Source organism: Erythrobacter sp. K21-9 (assembly GCF_055808355.1).
This window is the reverse complement of sequence record NZ_CM147866.1, coordinates 951,943-968,107: the sequence shown is the minus strand read 5'-3', so window position 1 is coordinate 968,107 and position 16,165 is coordinate 951,943. Positions and strand designations below refer to the sequence as shown.

Below are 16,165 nucleotides of genomic sequence, written 5' to 3'. Positions count from 1 at the left end.
ATGTACAAGTATGACAATTACGACCAGCAGATGGTCGATGCGCGCGTCGAGGAATTCCGCGATCAGGCGCGGCGCCGCCTCGAAGGCAAGCTGACCGAAGACCAGTTCAAGCCGCTGCGGCTGATGAACGGGCTTTACCTGCAACTCCACGCCTACATGCTGCGCGTCGCCATCCCCTATGGCGCGCTGAACAGCGAACAGATGACTGCGCTTGGCGATATCGCGGACAAGTACGACCGCGGCTATGGCCACTTCACCACCCGCCAGAACATCCAGTACAACTGGATCAAGCTGGAGGAAGCCGCCGACATTCTCGAAGACCTGTCCAAGGTCGAAATGCACGCGATCCAGACGAGCGGGAACTGCATCCGCAACATTTCCTCTGATCACTTTGCTGGCGCGACGCATGACGAGCTGGTCGATCCGCGCCCCTATGCCGAGCTGCTGCGTCAGTGGTCGAGCTTCCACCCGGAATTCACGTACCTGCCGCGCAAGTTCAAGATCGCGGTGATCGCGGCAGAGAAAGATCGCGCGGCGATGCGGCTCCACGATATCGGCATTCAGATTGTCGAGCAGGATGGCGAAATCGGCGCGCGCTTCTATGTTGGCGGCGGCATGGGCCGCACCCCGATGATCGCTCCGATGATCCGCGACTTCGTACCGCTCGATCAGCTAGTCACCTATGCCGAGGCGTGCCTGCGGGTCTACAACCGCTATGGCCGGCGCGACAACAAGTATAAGGCACGCATCAAGATCCTCGTCCATGAACTGGGCGCGGAGGAATATAAGCGCCAGGTCGAGGAGGAATTCGCGCACCTGCTCGGCGTCGGCGTCGAACCCCCGCACGCGGAACTGGAGCGGCTGAAGCCGTTTTTCGCCGATCCTGCGTTCGAGGACGGGCCGAAAACCATCGACCGTTCCGATCCCGACTTTGCCCTGTGGGTCGACCGAAACACGCACCGTCACAAGCATGACAACTATGTCAGCGCGGTGATCTCGCTCAAGCCCGTCGGCGGCATCCCCGGCGATGCGACCGGCGAGCAGATCCGCACGATGGCGCGGCTCGCGAAGCAATACAGTTTCGACGAGCTGCGCGTGATGCACACGCAGAACATTGTCCTGCCGCATGTGAAGATCGCTGACCTGCATGCGCTTTGGACGCAGCTCGATGCGGCGGACCTTGGCGCGCCCAATCTCGACACGATCGAGGACATCATCGCCTGCCCCGGCCTCGATTATTGCAGTCTTGCCAACGCCCGCTCTATCCCGCTCGCACAGCGCATATCCGAACGCTTCGACACATCCGGCAAGACAAGCGAGCTGGGCGAATTGAAGCTCAAGATATCGGGCTGCATCAATGCCTGCGGGCACCACCATGCGGGCCATATCGGCATCCTCGGCGTCGACAAGAAGGGCACTGAAAACTACCAACTCTCGCTCGGCGGGAGCGAGGCGGAAGACGTGTCCCTCGCCAAGATCACCGGCCCCGGCTTTACCGAGGACGGAGTGATCGAGGCGGTCGAGACCGTTACCGATGTCTACATCGCGCAGCGCGAGCAAGGGGAGCGGTTCCTCGATACCTACCGCCGCATCGGCATGGCCCCGTTCAAGGAGGCGCTCTATGGCGAATGATCTTGGCACCAGCCCGGACGACGTCCAGTTCCGCTTTCGCGATGACGAAGTCGCCGATCACGGCACCGTCACCGTCGATGCGTGCTGCGACCAGACCAATGCAACCGCCGTGCGGATCGAGCCGGGCGACGATGCGCGTCTGCTCCTGCCCTTCCTTGACCGGCTGGCACTCGTCGAGGTCAACTTTCCGACCTTCGCCGACGGGCGGGGCTATTCGGCGGCGCGTATCCTGCGCGAAGCCGGTTACGAAGGCGAACTGCGCGCCGTGGGCGACGTGCTGATCGACCAGCTCAGCCACATGCGCCGCTGCGGGTTCGATGCCTTTGCCCCCGACAAGCCGCTCGATGAAGAGGAAGCGAGGCGCGCCTTTGCGACGTGGGAAAATGTCTATCAGAACGCTGCCGACCGCCGCACGACCATCCCGGAATTGCGCCATGAGTAAGCGCGAGAACTCCGCTCCGCTGAACCAGCAGGAGGCGCTCGACCGCGCGGTCGACCGGATCGACACGGCGCCGCGTTTTTCCGATCATGACGCGGTGCGCCTCAACCGCATGTTCCGTGGCAGCTCGACCAGCGAAATGCTCGAAGGGGTGATCGAGGGCGATCTGGCAGGCGATATTGCCGTCGTTTCCAGTTTCGGCGCCGAAAGCGTGGTCTTGCTCCACCTCATCGCGCAGGTCGATCCGAATGTGCCGGTGCTGTTCCTCGAAACCGGCAAGCATTTCGCCGAGACGCTGCAATACCGCGACGAGGTGGTTGAGCGGCTTGGCCTGACCAATCTTCAGATCCTGACGCCCGAAGCAGCCGAAGTCATCGCCAAGGACGAAAGCGGCCTGCGCTGGTCCTACGATCCCGATGGCTGCTGCGAAATTCGCAAGGTCAAGCCGCTGGCCAAAGCGCTCGCAGGCTTCGATGCGAGCTTCACCGGGCGAAAGGCGTTCCAGTCGAGCAGCCGCGCCAACCTTCCCCGCTTCGAAGTCGACACCTCGGATGAGCACGAGCCGCCTCAAGATCAACCCGCTGATCGACTGGTCGGCACAGGACATCCAGGCGTATTTCGAGGAGCACGACCTGCCGCGCCATCCGCTGGTCGCGCAGGGCTTCCCCTCGATCGGCTGCGAACCTTGCGCGCACAAGGTAGCCGACGGCGAAGACCCGCGCTCGGGCCGGTGGAAAGGCTGGGACAAGACCGAATGCGGCATCCACAAACCGGGCGAGGAGCCGTTCCTCTGATCCTCACCGGGATTGCGGCAATGGAAAGGGCGCCGAGAGCGAATTAACTCCGCGCCGGCGCCCTTCGTCATGTCGGCCTGCGATCAGCTGTCGGCGTCGACCCGCACGACCGTAGAAACCTCGCCATCATCGGGATCGACCGAAGTCCAGACGCCGTCCGCATCGACTCCCTCGGCGTAGCAGGTCATGGCGTCTTCACCGTCGCCCTGCGTGCAGAACTCTTCCGGAGAACGCTGTTCCCATGTCCCGGTCGGTACCTCGCCATCGGGGCCGGTGCTGGTGAAAGTGCCATCTGCGTTGATGACCTCGGTGCTGACGCCGCCTTCGGAATTGGTGACTTCGTACGTGCCCGGCGTAGGCGCGCCATCGGCTGCGATGGGGTCAGCGACAATTTCCGTATCCTCGACCGCAGCGGTATCCACTTCCGCCGCTTCTTCGGTTTCTGCAGGCGAGCAAGCAGTTACGGCCGCCAGAGCTGCGGCAAGTGCGATATATTTCATGATATTAGTCCCCAATGCATGTCGAAGCGCACAATTGCGCGCCATTTCCTAATCATGCGAACCCGCACGCGTTCTAGGGCTTCGCGCGGGCAAGTCAAAGCCGCGCGCTACAGCCAGCCTTCGGCCTTGTACCAATCGGCGGTCATCTTGAGACCTTCCTCGCCCGGCCAAACCGCCTGCCACAGCGAGATCGGCGGCGCTTTCTTCATGTCGCACACCCAATCGGGGTGGAGCATGTAGCCGACACGGTCGGGTGTAAGCTTGGCCTTGGGACCGCGAATGGCTTGATCCGCTTTTGCAGCGAGATGCAGGATCGACGCGGGCAGCTTTGGCGCAATGGCGTTGGGGTTGCCCACCGCCTCGGCGATCATCTTGCCAAGCTCGGAATGCTCGTAGCCAAAGCCGTTATCATCCCACGGCTCGAACGTCTTGCCTGTCACCTTGTGGTCCGATGGGACCAGCGCAACCAGCAGCCGCGCCAGATCCTCGACATGAATGATCGAGGTGCGGCCTTCGGGGGGCACCGGGACGATACCGTATTTGGCCGAGCGGAACAGCTCGAACATGTCGGTGTCGCGCGGGCCATACACGGCGGGAGGGCGCACAATGGTCCAATCGAGATCGCTCGCTTCGACCAGCTTCTCCGCCCGGTGCTTCGATCCGCCATAGGCCGACAATTCAGGCTCGCGCGCCGAGAGCGAAGAGACGAACACAAAGCGGTCCGTCCCGGTCGCCTTGGAAGCGGCGATCATATTCGCGGTCCCGGCAACATTGGCAGCTTCGAAGCGCACTGGATTGGGCGTGTTGGTGAGGCCGGCAATGTGGATCACCGCCTCTGTCCCTTCCGCCAATTCTCGCAAGGCGGCTGAATCGTCCAGATCGCCGCGGACCCATGTGACACCCGGCTGCTCCGGCTGCTCTCCGCGCGCAAGCGCCTTTACCGGAAAGCCCTTTTGCCGCGCCACGTCGAGGACCGCGCTGCCGACAAAGCCGGTCCCGCCCGTGATTGCTATCGTCATGGATGCATCCTCAAGATCGCACCATGTGGTCGCGGTGGACCACTGCCGCGCGCGGTGCATAGCCGAGCCGCGCTTCCTGTTCGCTTTCGCGCAGCCCCAGGATCGCTCGGCAATCAGCTGCGCTGTATTCGACCAGCCCCTGCCCGAGCAGTTCCCCGCCGGGACCGTGCAGGCTGACGAGGTCGCCGCGCTGGAATTCGCCTTCGATGTGAGTGAGACCCGCCGCCAGCAGACTTGCGCCGTCGGCCAACGCGCGGACACACCCCGCATCGACTGCGAGCTTGCCTTCGGGGGCCAGCCGCCCTCCGAGCCAGGCCTTGCGCGCGTTATCGCTTCTCACCGGGAGGAACACGGTGCCGCGATCGGCGGCAACCGCTTTGGCTATCGGCGATTCCCGAGTGCCATTGATGATCGCGAGCATGATACCTGCCCGCTCGGCGATCCGTGCCGCCTGCAGCTTTGCCGTCATCCCGCCTGAGCCCAGCCCAGAGGATGAGCCGTCACCTGCCATCGCAATGACCTCCGGCGTGACGCCTTCGACCCGCTCGACCAATTGCGCGCCCTCTTCGTGAGGGGGGCGATCATAGAGACCATCCACGTCGGATAGCAGCAGCACCGCATCCGCGCCCGCCGCCTGCGCCACGCGCGCCGCCAGCCGATCATTATCGCCAAAGCGAATCTCTTCGGTCGCGACGCTGTCATTCTCGTTGACGACCGGGACAGCGCCCGCCTCCAGCAGGCGCTCCAGCGTGGCAGCCGCATTCAGGTAGCGGCGACGATTTTCGAGATCGCCCAAAGTGACCAGCATCTGTGCAGCCAGCAGATTGTGCTCGCCCAGAACCCCGGCCCAAAGCTGCGCCAGCGCAACCTGCCCGACAGAGGCTGCCGCCTGCGCGTCGGACAGGCTCGCACGTCCGCCTTTGGGCAGGCCAAGCCGGGCTGCGCCCAGCGCAATTGCGCCAGAGCTGACGACAATGATCTGGGTGCCGTTCGTACGCAGCCCCGCCAGGTCCTGAGCCAGCGAGCGCAGCTGCGCCAATGCAGGCTCACCGTCTTCAACCAGCAGCGCGCTGCCGATCTTGACCACCAGCCGGCGCGCCGAGCCGATATCCTTGATCGAGGCCGGGCGCATCACGTCAGATCGGCGACCACTCACCGCCATCCTCTTCCGCGTTCTCGACTTCGGCTGCATTGGTTTCTGTCGAGGTGCTGTCCGGCAGGTAGCCGAGCACGGCATCGAGCAGTTCCTCGATCCCCTCTCCGGTCGCGCCGGACACCCGGAATACCTTGTCCGCGCCTGCTGCAATCAGCTCATCGGCGAATGCTTCGCCCAACTCCTTGTCGGCTAGGTCCAGTTTGTTGAGCGCGACCAGCTGCGGCTTGTCCTCCAGCCCGGCTCCGTAAGCGGCGAGTTCGTCGCGAACGGTCTTCATGGCCGCGGCGGGGTCGTCACCGGCAATGTCGATCAGGTGGATGAGCACGCGGCAGCGCTCGATATGCCCGAGAAACCGGTCACCGATCCCGGCGCCATCTGCTGCACCTTCAATAAGGCCGGGAATGTCGGCCAGCACAAACTCGCGGCCCTTGTGATTGACCACACCCAGCTTCGGGATCAGCGTGGTGAAGGCGTAATGCCCCACCTTGGCCCCGGCATTGGACACCGCGTTGATAAAGGTCGATTTGCCCGCATTGGGCAGGCCCAGCAGGCCCACATCGGCAAGCAGTTTCAGCCGCAGCCACACCCACATTTCCTCGCCCGGCTCGCCCGGCTGGTGCTGGCGCGGCGCGCGATTGGTCGAGCTTTTGTACGACGCATTGCCGCGTCCGCCCATTCCCCCTTCAAGGAAGGTGATGCGCTGGCCGATCTCGGTAAAATCGGCGAGAACCTCTTCCTTGTCCTCGGACAGGACCTGCGCGCCGACCGGGACTTTCACGATCATGTCGGGTGCGCCCGCACCGGTCTGATCGCGGCCCTGACCGTGATTACCGCGCTTGGCCTTGAAATGCTGGGCGTAGCGGAAGTCGATCAGGGTGTTGAGACCCTGCACCGCTTCAAAGATGATATCGCCGCCCTTGCCGCCATTGCCGCCATCGGGGCCGCCATATTCGACGTATTTCTCGCGCCGAAAGCTGACCGCTCCCGGCCCGCCTGCGCCCGATTTGAGATAGATTTTGGCCTGATCGAGGAAATGCATGGGACGCACCTATGCATTTCCCGATCAAATTGCGAGACGTTCTTGTATGCGCAGGCCATCCGGACTGCGATATCCTCGCTCATACGACCTGACGGGCAGCATCACTGCGGGCCGTCAGAAGCTCGCCTTCAATCCCAACACCGCAGAGCGCCCTGGAGAGACGAAGCTGAACACCTGCTCGTAGGTCTCATCGAGCACATTCTCGACCCTTCCGAACGCTTCGATCCCGTCGGTCAGTCGGACCCGCGCGTTGATATTCACCAGCGAATAATCGTCCAGGCTCACCCGCACCGGAACGAAGCTCGGGTCGGTAAAGGCGAGGTCTTCCGCCGCGCCATTGTGACGGATGACAAGCGTGGCCGACGCGGCATCTTGGGGGTGGGACCAGTTGAACGCTGCGCTGGCGATGTTATCGGGCCTCCGCACCTCTTCGGCCCCGTCTTCTTCGGCGTCGAGCACACTGTAGGACGCATCGAGGCTGAAGCCGCCGCCCAGACGCGCGCGGGCCGACAGCTCCACGCCGCTCTGGGTGCTTTCGGTGGCCCGGTTTGCAGGCGTCGCGATGAAATCGGGCGCAGGGAAAGTCGTGAAAATCTCATCCTCAAGCTCGCTGTCGAAATACGTCGCGGAAAGAGTGACCGCTCCATTCGCCAACCGCTGGTCGATGCCGACTTCCCAGCCGGTCGATTTTTCGGGGCTCAGATTCTCGTTGCCTATGAAACGGCCATCGAAGAAACCGAACAGCTCGAAAAAGCCGGGGTTTTTGATGCCCGACCCCGCACTTGCCCTGATGCGGGTGGTGCCGCTCACAGCGAAGCCTGCACCTATGCGGAACGTGGTCTCATCGGCGAAACGGTCGTTGATGTCGTGACGCAGGGCGGCGGACAGGTCAAAGCGCTCCGAGGTGAAACGATATTCGCCCACAAGGCCGATATTCTCGATTTGCTGCCGCGTATCCGAGGCCACGCCGAAGGGATCGTTGTTGCGAAACCGCTCGCGCTCCCAGTCGGCGGCGAAGGTCAGGTTGTGCCCCTCGCCGATTTCAAGCGCACTGACATAGGATGCCTTCAGCCGGTCGCCTTCGCTGCCGCTGGTGCGACCGAATGCGGCGAAGCTGTCGCGGGTAATGTCGGCGATCTGGGCCGACAGATCGTGCGTCCAGCGTCCCTCCAGCGCGTCAATACGCGCGCCGACAAGCCCATAGAGAGCCTCGTTCTCGAACCGCGTGCCGGGGCTGTCGATGATCAGCCCGAATGTCGGCGCGGCGGTGTCGAAGTCGCTATCGTTGAAGTCGCCCTCGGTGCGGATGAACCGGCCCGCAGCGCGCAGTTCAAGACCCGGTGCAAGGTCCACAGCGCCCTTGCCCGACACAGTATAGCTGTCTCGCCCGATGTCGCGCGACCCGCCTCTCGCATTGGGCTGGCCGTCCGTGCTGACGACAGTGGCGGAGAGCGCTGCGTCCCATGCCGTGCCAAGCGCACCGATCCGGGCCGAGCCGTTGATCGTGCCCTGTGTGCCGCCCTCGATCCGCGCGGCGAACCCTTCGAGATCGCGCCCGCTTGCGCTTTCATACGCGACCACGCCGCCGATCGCGTCATTGCCGTAGAGCGCGGATTGCGGTCCGCGCAGCACTTCGACCCGGCTCCCGATTTCGGCCTGAAGGGTGCCGATGTCGAATTCACCGGCAAAGGGGTCGGAAACTTCGATCCCGTCGACCAGCACCAGCACATGATTGGCCTCCGAACCCCGCATGCGAATCTGCGTCTGCCCCGCGACCGAGCTGACCGCCACACCAGGTACATCGCGCAGCACATCGGCAATGTCGCGGGTCTGCCGCTGTTCCAGCTGCTGCGGCGTGATGACCGAGGCGGAGCCGGTATATTCATCCAGCGAAACCGAATTGTCGGTCCGGCTCGCGGTCACAAGCACTTCGGGCTTTTCGGTCTGGCCGGGATAGAGATATTTCCCATCCGCGTTCTGCGCCGCGACCGGCGCGCACAATCCAAGCGCCGCGAACGCGGTGCTGCACAATATCGAATTTTTCTTCACGGATAATTCCTCCCGTTCAAGCAACACATTGACCGCGAGGGCGAACCCTCCCGGCCAGTACATCGTCGCTCGAAACGAAAGTTCTTTCGCGCCGGATCAATCCCTGAACCAGGCAACAAGCGACACGCTTCGGTCGGTCTCCTGGCTCACGGATCATGCGCGTCTGGCTCTCACCTTCCCAGGGGCACCGTGCTGGTGTTCCCCAGTGGCTGCGGCCCATGAAGAGCCGCGCGAAACAGTCGCTCACCGCTTACAGTTGCAGGGACAGCCGCGGAATTGAACCGCGTTCCCGTTACCGAAGTGATGGCGATGCGTTACGCTGTGACGATGAGTTCGGCAAGCCGCGCGGACGGATTAACGCAGGCCCCGCGGTGCAGGAGCCGGCTCGGCTTCGCGCCGATCGGCAGTGGCAGTGTCAGTCGCGACGGGTTCGACTACCGGCTGGGACACGAAGTCCTCCTCGACCGGCAATACCGGCACCGCAGCGCCGGTTTGAGTGTCGATCACGACACCCGCCTCACGGGTGGGGCTTGCAAGGGTCGAGGCGGGATCGCTCTCTCCGTACCGTCGGGATGAGCGCCGCTCTCCGGCGAGCCGCCTGCACGGCGACCCAGCCGGGCTGCGAAGGACCGAACAGGTCCCCGAACTTGGCGTCCCAAGCCGCCGACATGCGCTGGTAGTTTTCGTATTCGTTGAAGAAGCTTTCGAACGGCGCTTCGAGCTGCGCAAAATTGGCTTCTGCAAATGCAAGCGGATCGGCCGGCGGCGCGGCCAGCGCCCGATTGGAGATGTCGAGCGCGGCCCGGCAGAACTTCGCCCTTGCAGGAGGCAAGGCGAAGAAATTGTAGACGCTAGTCATCTGGTTTTCGCGCGCCATGATCGCATCACGCCGAGTTTCGGCCACGATATTGTAGACCTCGTCGATCCGGTTGTTGACCTCCATCAGAGCGCTGGCGTGCTCGTCGATAAAGGTGCTGTAGGCCTCGAGAATGGGCTCGTATTGCGGGGCAAGGCAATTGAGTGCGGCGACGTTCCAGGCGGAGCGGAAATGCCATACCTTTTCATCGGCGCTGATATTGCGGTTGACTGTTTGGCGGCGACCCATCGCATCTCTGCCCGGAATGCGCATCACATAGGCCGCGCCCGCTGGCGGCAGCGGACGATACGGGGTCGCTTCAACGACAGGTGGGGGCGGAGGAGGCGGAGGCGGCGGCGGCGGAGGCGGCGGCGGACTGGCACAGGCACCGAGCACCGTGACTGCCATCGCCACGGCGGTAATACGCAGCCCGGCAGGTGCGCGTCTCCGCGCGGGCTGGTTCTTGGCGGTGCGACCGTCCGCAAATTTCATGCTTTTCTCTCTCATTACCGGTGGCAGATCATGCCCGACACCGCATTGCTCTGGTATTAAGTGCGTTTCGATAGTCACATCGTGGTGCAAAGCAAATGCCCGGAACCTCGTTAAAGGTCCCGGGCATAAGAGATTTCACCAGTTTGATCGAAGAAGTGTGCCTCCGATCTGATCAACGCCCCGCAATTACTCGCGATTGCCGAGCAGCTGGAGGATGAAGATGAACATGTTGATGAAGTCGAGATAGAGGTTCAGCGCGCCGAAAATGATCGCGCGGCCAGCCATCTCGGTCCCGGCAACATACTGATACTGGTTCTTCAGACGCTGCGTGTCGTACGCCGTCAGACCGGCGAAAATCAGCACGCCGATCACGCTGATGACCATCGACATCACGCCCGACTGGAACAAGAACACGTTGAGCAGCATCGCCACGAAAAGGCCGATTACGCCCATGATCAGGAAGCTGCCCCAGCCCGAAATGTCTTTCTTCGTGGTGTAGCCCCACAGCGAGAGACCCGCAAAAGCCGCAGCGGTCGAGAAGAACGCTGCTGCAACGGATTCGCCGGTGTAGATCACCAGGATTGTCGAGAGCGACAGTCCGAACAGCACCGCAAACGACCAGAAGGCGATTTGCAGCGTACCTACGGATGCCTTGTTCGCGCCAAACCACCAGAACAGCATCACTGCCAGCGGCGACAACTGGATGATCCACCCAAGTCCGGTAGCCGAAAGAGCCACCCCACCCGGCGTCTGCACTACCTGAAAGGCCATTTCGAAGAACGGCGAATTGACGAACAGCAGCGCGACGATGCCTGTCAAAAGCACGCCCGAGGCCATGTAATTGTAGATCGAGAGCATATGCTTGCGCAGGCCCTCGTCATAAGTCACGCCAGCGACGTCGCCGCCGGCGCGCGGCACCGAGCCAAATCCGGTGCGCTGTGTGTCTTTCCAATCAGCCATTTTGGATCCTTAACTCCAATAACGGCGCGAAATGCCGCGCCTCTTCGAGAGCAATATCGGTGTTTTGTCATCGGATTTCAAGCGAAACCGGTAGCAAGATGTTGACGGAAATTAACCCAAGTGCCCGGCCACTTGTCCTGCCAAATCAATTATTTTCGGCAGAAAGCTCCGATCCGCGTTCTGCGGTGGCCCGCAGGGTTTCGACGAGCAACTTGCGAAGTGCGCCATCTTTATCGAGCACATTCATCCCTTCGCGCGTCATCCCGCCAGGACTTGCGACCCGGTCCGCGAGCTCTCCGGGAGGAATGGTTTCGCCCGCCGCCAGCGATGAGGCTCCGTCCACCATCGCCAGCGCGAGCGCCTCCGACTGGTGCTGATCCAGGCCCAGATCGGTCGCCGCACCCGCAAGCGCATCGATGAAACGATAGACAAATCCCGGACCCGATCCGGCGAGGGCCGTGACGAGGTTGAACTTGCTCTCATCCTCCAGCCAGACGGCTGTGCCGAGAGCGCCAAAAAATGCGGTTACGTCCGGGCGCGCGGCAGGATCGAGCCCGCGCTCAAGCAGGATGATCGGCGATTTGTTGATGCGCGAAGCGAGATTGGGCATCACCCGAACATGCAAGGCCGCTTTCGGGAAAGCGTCTTGCAACTGCGCCAGCGTGAGGCCCGCGAGCAGTGAATAGACCTTTGCGCCCTCGCCCGTAAGGCCCTGCAAACCGGGCGCGAGCGCGCTCAATTGCTGCGGTTTGAAGCCAAGCAGAACCGCGTCATGCGCGCCCGCTGCAGCGGCGTCTTCCGGCGTTCGGTATAGCGCGACACCGTCAGGAGCAGCCTCAAGCGCCGGATCGAGAACCGCGAAGCGTTTGGGCGAAAACCCCGCAGCCAGCCAGCCGGCCAGCATCGCGCCGCCCATATTGCCGCAGCCAATAATAAGCAGCTGCCTGATCTCGGATTGTGCGCTGCCGGGCTGGCCAGTGTTGGGCATGGGAAAAACCACCTTTCGGCAACTGCCCTTGCCTAAGCTTCGCCCGCCGCGTCAACCATTGCCGCATCCAGCGCATCGCGCGGGCTCTTGTCGCCCCACAGCACGAACTGGAAAGCCGGGTAGAACCGGTCGCATTCGTCGATGGCGTTTTCGACCAGTGACTGCGCCTGCGTCAGGCTCAGCATTCCGTCATCGCCTAGCAAGGCGCCGTGGCGATAAAGCAGGACCTCGCCATTCGACCAGATATCGAAATGGCCGAGCCAAATCTGCTCGTTGACGAGGCTCAGCAATTCGTAGGCCCGCTGCTTCTTGTCCTCCTGCACGCGGATGTCGGGAAGGCAGAGAAATTGCAGCACATTGTCCGGCGCACGCCAGATCGCGCGCAGCTGGTACTTGGCCCAGCTACCCTGCACTTCCCCGGTCATCTCGTCATCGGAGACGATCTCGCAGGTCCAGTTCCGCGCCTCGAACAGCGCGGCCAGCATATCGACAGGCGCTGCGTCATCCTGCGCGGAGAAATCGTACTCGTGCGCTCTCATCAGGAGGAGCCTTCGGGGGATTGGGCTTTGAATGTCATCGATTGGAGGGATGCCTGCACAACCTATCGCTTGGCAATCCGGGCGCTCGGCGCGGCTGGGGAGAACGCGCTTCGCTTGTTCAAAGCTTGTGCACAGAAACTCGGGGATGAGCCGAATTTATTACTTTAATTGTTTAATTTCAGTGCCTTCGGGGCTGGTGAAGCGGAATGTGTCAACGCCCTCCTGCTTCAGCGCATTGATGAGATCGCGCGCTTCGGCGAGATTTGCGACCGGTCCGGCGAGCAGGCGGTTGGCCTGCCCCCACGGCGTCACATGCGGTTCGAACCTGCCGAGCAGCTCGGGCACGCGGCGCGACAAGCGCGCCCAGTCGAACTTGAGCGCGGCCATATCTTGCCCGGTTGCCACCTGGACCCAGATCCGGCTCGGATGAACAGGCTCTGCAGGCTCAGCTGGTGCGGGCGCGGCTTCGCGCGGGATCTGGATTGCGCCAAGATCGACCGCGTTCGCGGCGGTATCGGTCTTTGGCGGAGCGCTGCTTCCAATATCCGCGAACGCATCGGCCACGCTGGCTGGCTGCGCGCCTGCCGGTTCGGCACGTACGGGCCGGGGCTGTGACTGTACGGGCTGTGACTGTGCGGGCTGAACCTGAGCGGGCTCGGGCTGGGCCGTCGCAATCTGCGCCTGCGCGGGCTGCACCGTCGTGGTCGCAGCATCGGCTGCGGCCTGCGCCTGGTTGCCCAGCGGCTCTCCTGCCGGTTCGAGCTTGCTATCGGCTTCGCGCGCGGCGGCTGCCGCCGAACTGCCTGCAGCGCCAACATATGCTGCGATGCGCGGGTCTTCGCGCCCGATATCGGCGGCGCGCGGGAACACACCGATATTGGCCGCAGCCGCCTGCTGCGCCTTTGTCAGGCGCGGCATAAATTCAAGATAGGGCGTGATCCGCCTCGCAAGATCGCGCGGCATCACCGCATCGACGATGGCCGCTGCCCGGTCCTGTTCGCCGAGGATCGCCAGTCCGAAAGCGCGCGCGCGAAATGAGCCGAAATCGCGCTGGTCCAGCAGCGGCCTCAGAGTGTCCTCAAAGCCTGCACGATTGCCCGAGATCGCATAACTCAGCGCCAGTCGCCGCTTGGCCTCGTTATCGGAGGGATTGATCGCGATGGCCCGGACGTAGACGGCCTGCGCACTCTCGGCATCGCCGATGAGGTCGAAAGCCAGCCCGCGATCGCTCAGAAAGTCCCGCGTTTCCGCGCCCGCGCTCTGTGCAGCAGCGAAGAACGGCAGCGCCTCGACCGGGCGGCCCGAACGCAAATACACGCTTGCCATACCGAGCTTGATGCGCGGATTGTTGGGCGAAAGGTCCTCTGCACGCCCATAAAATCCCATAGCGGCCTCGAGATCGTCGACACTCAACGCGGCGTCGCCCGCCTCGATCATCGCATCCACGCTTCTCGGATTATTGGCGAGCCGGATCAGCGCGCGGTTGAGACGCTGCAAATCCTTTGTCGGAAGCGGTTGAACCACCGCGCGCGAGGTCGATCGTTGGGCCGAAACGGGCACCGCACTCAGACCAGCCAGACCGAGCACCGATGCAGCGATCATGGCGGAGCGAGCGAGCGAAAATTGGCGGGTAAAGAATGTCATCACGAATGTTCAGCTAGCCGAATTGTCATCCCGCGCTAGGCCGCCGCGCCTGAATGCGAGGCGAACAGCACCGCGCGCCCGCCGAAACGACGCAGCTTCAAAGCTGGAAGCGCGGTATTTGCGAGGCCGTTTTACTGGTTGTTCTGACGTCCAAGAAACCGCGGAATGCTGAGTGCGGGCGCATCGTCGTCACCGTCCTCATCATCCTCGTCCTTGTCATCGGTGCCTGACCGCGACAGATTGGCCATGCGTTCGAACAAAGTACTGCCCCCGGCGGCTGCATCAGCCGCCTTGCCGGGTGCTGCTCCGCCCGAGCCGCTGCCGCTTTCGCCGGCGTCACCGCCTGCTCCCGTGCTGCCGCCGCTTCCGCCCTGGCGGGCCTCAACCGGCTTGTCCTCGGCGGCAAGGCGGTCGGCATCGCCGAGCAGGTCATCGCCGCCTCCCGCTCCGTCAGCTTCGGCGAAGTCGCCGCCCAGCTCGAGCGGTTCCGGTGTGCCTGCATCACCGCCATCGCTGTCCGCGAACCCATCATCGCCGGGTGCTGCGAAATGCGCGTCCTCGGCAGGATCGGCGAGCGAGCCTTCCTCGGCTTCGCTGGCGAGCTCGTATTCGTCCTCTTCAGTTTGGCGCAAGCCAGCGAGTGGATCGACGATGCCATCGACATCGTCGCCGTCGTCCTCACCCATGTCGTCGCCCGCCTGCATGCCGGTCAGGTCGAAAGGTTCCGCCTCGTTTGCAGGTTCGGGAGCCGGTTCCATCTCAACCTTGGGCTCGGCTTCCGGCTCGGGCGCCGGTGCGGTCAGGTCGAGCGGCGCTTCGATGGTTTCATCCTCGCTCTGTGTGCCGAGGTCGAGAATCGGGCGCTTGGGTGCGCGCGCGTTCGACAGCGAAACCGGCTGGGACCTTTCGGCCTTTGCCGCAGCGCTTTGCTCGATGCCGGTCGCGACGACCGACACGCGGATCTTGCCTTCGAGATCCTGGTTGAACGCGCTGCCCCAGATGATGTTGGCATCCTCATCGACCAGTTCGCGAATGTGATTTGCGGCCTCGTCGACTTCAAGCAGCTTCATGTCTTCGCCGCCTAGGATCGAGATGATCACGCCTTTCGCGCCCTGCATCGACACACCGTCGAGCAGCGGGTTGGCGATTGCCTGTTCGGCAGCGTCGAGCGCGCGATTTTCGCCTTCGCCCTCGCCCGTACCCATCATCGCCTTGCCCATTTCGCTCATGACGGAGCGCACATCGGCAAAGTCGAGGTTGATAAGGCCCGGCATCACCATCAGGTCGGTGATCGAGCGCACGCCCTGCTGCAGCACTTCGTCAGCGAGGCCGAAGGCTTCCTTGAAAGTCGTCTCGGGGCTGGCGATCAGGAACAGGTTCTGGTTCGGGATCACGATCAGCGTATCGACGTGATCCTGCAACTCCTCGATACCGGCCTCTGCAGCGCGCATCCGGCGCGCGCCTTCGAACAGGAAGGGTTTCGTCACGACACCGACCGTGAGCACGCCCTTGCGCCGGGCCGCCTCGGCAATCACGGGCGCTGCACCGGTGCCGGTGCCGCCGCCCATACCGGCTGCGATGAAGACCATGTTCACGCCTTCGAGAGCTTCCTCGAGCTCGGCAACGGTTTCTTCGGCTGCGGCTTTGCCCACTTCGGGACGCGCGCCTGCGCCAAGGCCGCCGGTGATGTCCGGGCCAAGCTGGATGCGCTTTTCCGCAGGGCTGCTGCTGAGCGCCTGCGCATCGGTGTTCGCAACGAGGAAATCCACGCCTTCGATTTCCGAGGCGATCATATTGGCGATCGCGTTGCCGCCGGCGCCGCCGATCCCGATCACGGTAATGCGCGGACGCATATCGTCGCTGGCTGCTGGTCCGATATTGATGCTCATCTAATTCTTCCTCCAAGCAGGCGGGGGCGTCCCTGTTTTATCTACCGCCTGGCCTTGCCATTCATTCAAATCGCTTGTGACACATACGCTACAAGCCCGTTATACCGCAGAAATCCTTATCCACAGCGGGTTATAACACCCCATACACGCTCTGCCCACGCAGTAGAAC

General features: G+C 63.0%; 14 protein-coding genes, 1 pseudogene and 1 riboswitch. Of the genes and pseudogenes, 3 read left to right on the top strand and 12 right to left on the bottom strand.

Annotation, left to right across the window (positions count from 1 at the left end; all coding sequences use genetic code 11):
- The 3 genes and pseudogenes from AC0L39_RS04845 to AC0L39_RS04835 all read left to right on the top strand — a co-directional run bounded on the left by AC0L39_RS04845 (position 1) and on the right by AC0L39_RS04835 (position 2,865).
- On the top strand, positions 1-1,632 hold the full coding sequence (locus tag AC0L39_RS04845; protein ID WP_473261180.1) for a nitrite/sulfite reductase: 1,632 nt from the start codon (positions 1-3) through the stop codon (positions 1,630-1,632).
- Complete coding sequence (locus AC0L39_RS04840) at positions 1,622-2,074, top strand: DUF934 domain-containing protein (RefSeq protein ID WP_473261179.1); 453 nt, start codon at positions 1,622-1,624, stop codon at positions 2,072-2,074. The genes AC0L39_RS04845 and AC0L39_RS04840 overlap by 11 nt, the downstream gene beginning before the upstream one ends.
- Positions 2,067-2,865, top strand: a pseudogene (locus AC0L39_RS04835) (phosphoadenylyl-sulfate reductase). Before AC0L39_RS04840 ends, AC0L39_RS04835 begins: the two are co-directional and overlap by 8 nt.
- Before the next feature lie 83 nt (positions 2,866-2,948).
- Here the strand turns inward: AC0L39_RS04835 and AC0L39_RS04830 are convergent.
- The 12 genes from AC0L39_RS04830 to ftsZ all read right to left on the bottom strand — a co-directional run bounded on the left by AC0L39_RS04830 (position 2,949) and on the right by ftsZ (position 15,996).
- A complete protein-coding gene (locus AC0L39_RS04830) occupies positions 2,949-3,365 on the bottom strand; it encodes a hypothetical protein (protein ID WP_473261177.1) in 417 nt (138 codons plus the stop codon).
- A gap of 107 nt (positions 3,366-3,472) precedes the next feature.
- Positions 3,473-4,384, bottom strand: a complete 912-nt coding sequence (locus AC0L39_RS04825; protein ID WP_473261175.1) for an NAD-dependent epimerase/dehydratase family protein — start codon at positions 4,382-4,384, stop codon at positions 3,473-3,475.
- Between the two features lie 10 nt (positions 4,385-4,394).
- Positions 4,395-5,516 (bottom strand): glutamate 5-kinase, encoded by a 1,122-nt coding sequence (proB, locus tag AC0L39_RS04820; RefSeq protein ID WP_473262272.1) that lies wholly within the window; start codon positions 5,514-5,516, stop codon positions 4,395-4,397.
- A gap of 4 nt (positions 5,517-5,520) precedes the next feature.
- Positions 5,521-6,579, bottom strand: a complete 1,059-nt coding sequence (obgE, locus tag AC0L39_RS04815) for a GTPase ObgE (protein ID WP_473262271.1) — start codon at positions 6,577-6,579, stop codon at positions 5,521-5,523.
- A gap of 114 nt (positions 6,580-6,693) precedes the next feature.
- Positions 6,694-8,628 carry a TonB-dependent receptor plug domain-containing protein gene (locus AC0L39_RS04810; protein ID WP_473261173.1) on the bottom strand — a complete coding sequence of 645 codons (1,935 nt, stop codon included), beginning with the start codon at positions 8,626-8,628 and terminating at the stop codon, positions 6,694-6,696.
- 114 nt (positions 8,629-8,742) lie between these two features.
- A riboswitch (cobalamin riboswitch) is annotated at positions 8,743-8,943 on the bottom strand.
- A gap of 39 nt (positions 8,944-8,982) precedes the next feature.
- Positions 8,983-9,135: a hypothetical protein gene (locus tag AC0L39_RS04805; RefSeq protein WP_473261171.1), complete on the bottom strand. Its 153-nt coding sequence runs from the start codon at positions 9,133-9,135 to the stop codon at positions 8,983-8,985.
- A 10-nt stretch (positions 9,136-9,145) separates the two neighbouring features.
- A complete protein-coding gene (locus AC0L39_RS04800; protein WP_473261170.1) occupies positions 9,146-9,976 on the bottom strand; it encodes a hypothetical protein in 831 nt (276 codons plus the stop codon).
- 186 nt (positions 9,977-10,162) lie between these two features.
- Complete coding sequence (locus tag AC0L39_RS04795; protein ID WP_473261168.1) at positions 10,163-10,936, bottom strand: Bax inhibitor-1/YccA family protein; 774 nt, start codon at positions 10,934-10,936, stop codon at positions 10,163-10,165.
- A gap of 145 nt (positions 10,937-11,081) precedes the next feature.
- The gene (locus AC0L39_RS04790; RefSeq protein WP_473261166.1) at positions 11,082-11,924 is read right to left on the bottom strand and encodes a pyrroline-5-carboxylate reductase family protein; all 843 of its coding nucleotides are present in this window, start codon (positions 11,922-11,924) and stop codon (positions 11,082-11,084) included.
- A gap of 32 nt (positions 11,925-11,956) precedes the next feature.
- Positions 11,957-12,463, bottom strand: a complete 507-nt coding sequence (locus AC0L39_RS04785; protein WP_473261164.1) for a type III secretion system chaperone family protein — start codon at positions 12,461-12,463, stop codon at positions 11,957-11,959.
- Positions 12,464-12,622: 159 nt separating this feature from the next.
- Positions 12,623-14,107: an SPOR domain-containing protein gene (locus AC0L39_RS04780; RefSeq protein WP_473261162.1), complete on the bottom strand. Its 1,485-nt coding sequence runs from the start codon at positions 14,105-14,107 to the stop codon at positions 12,623-12,625.
- A 131-nt stretch (positions 14,108-14,238) separates the two neighbouring features.
- On the bottom strand, positions 14,239-15,996 hold the full coding sequence (ftsZ, locus tag AC0L39_RS04775; protein WP_473261160.1) for a cell division protein FtsZ: 1,758 nt from the start codon (positions 15,994-15,996) through the stop codon (positions 14,239-14,241).
- Positions 15,997-16,165 lie beyond the last annotated feature (169 nt).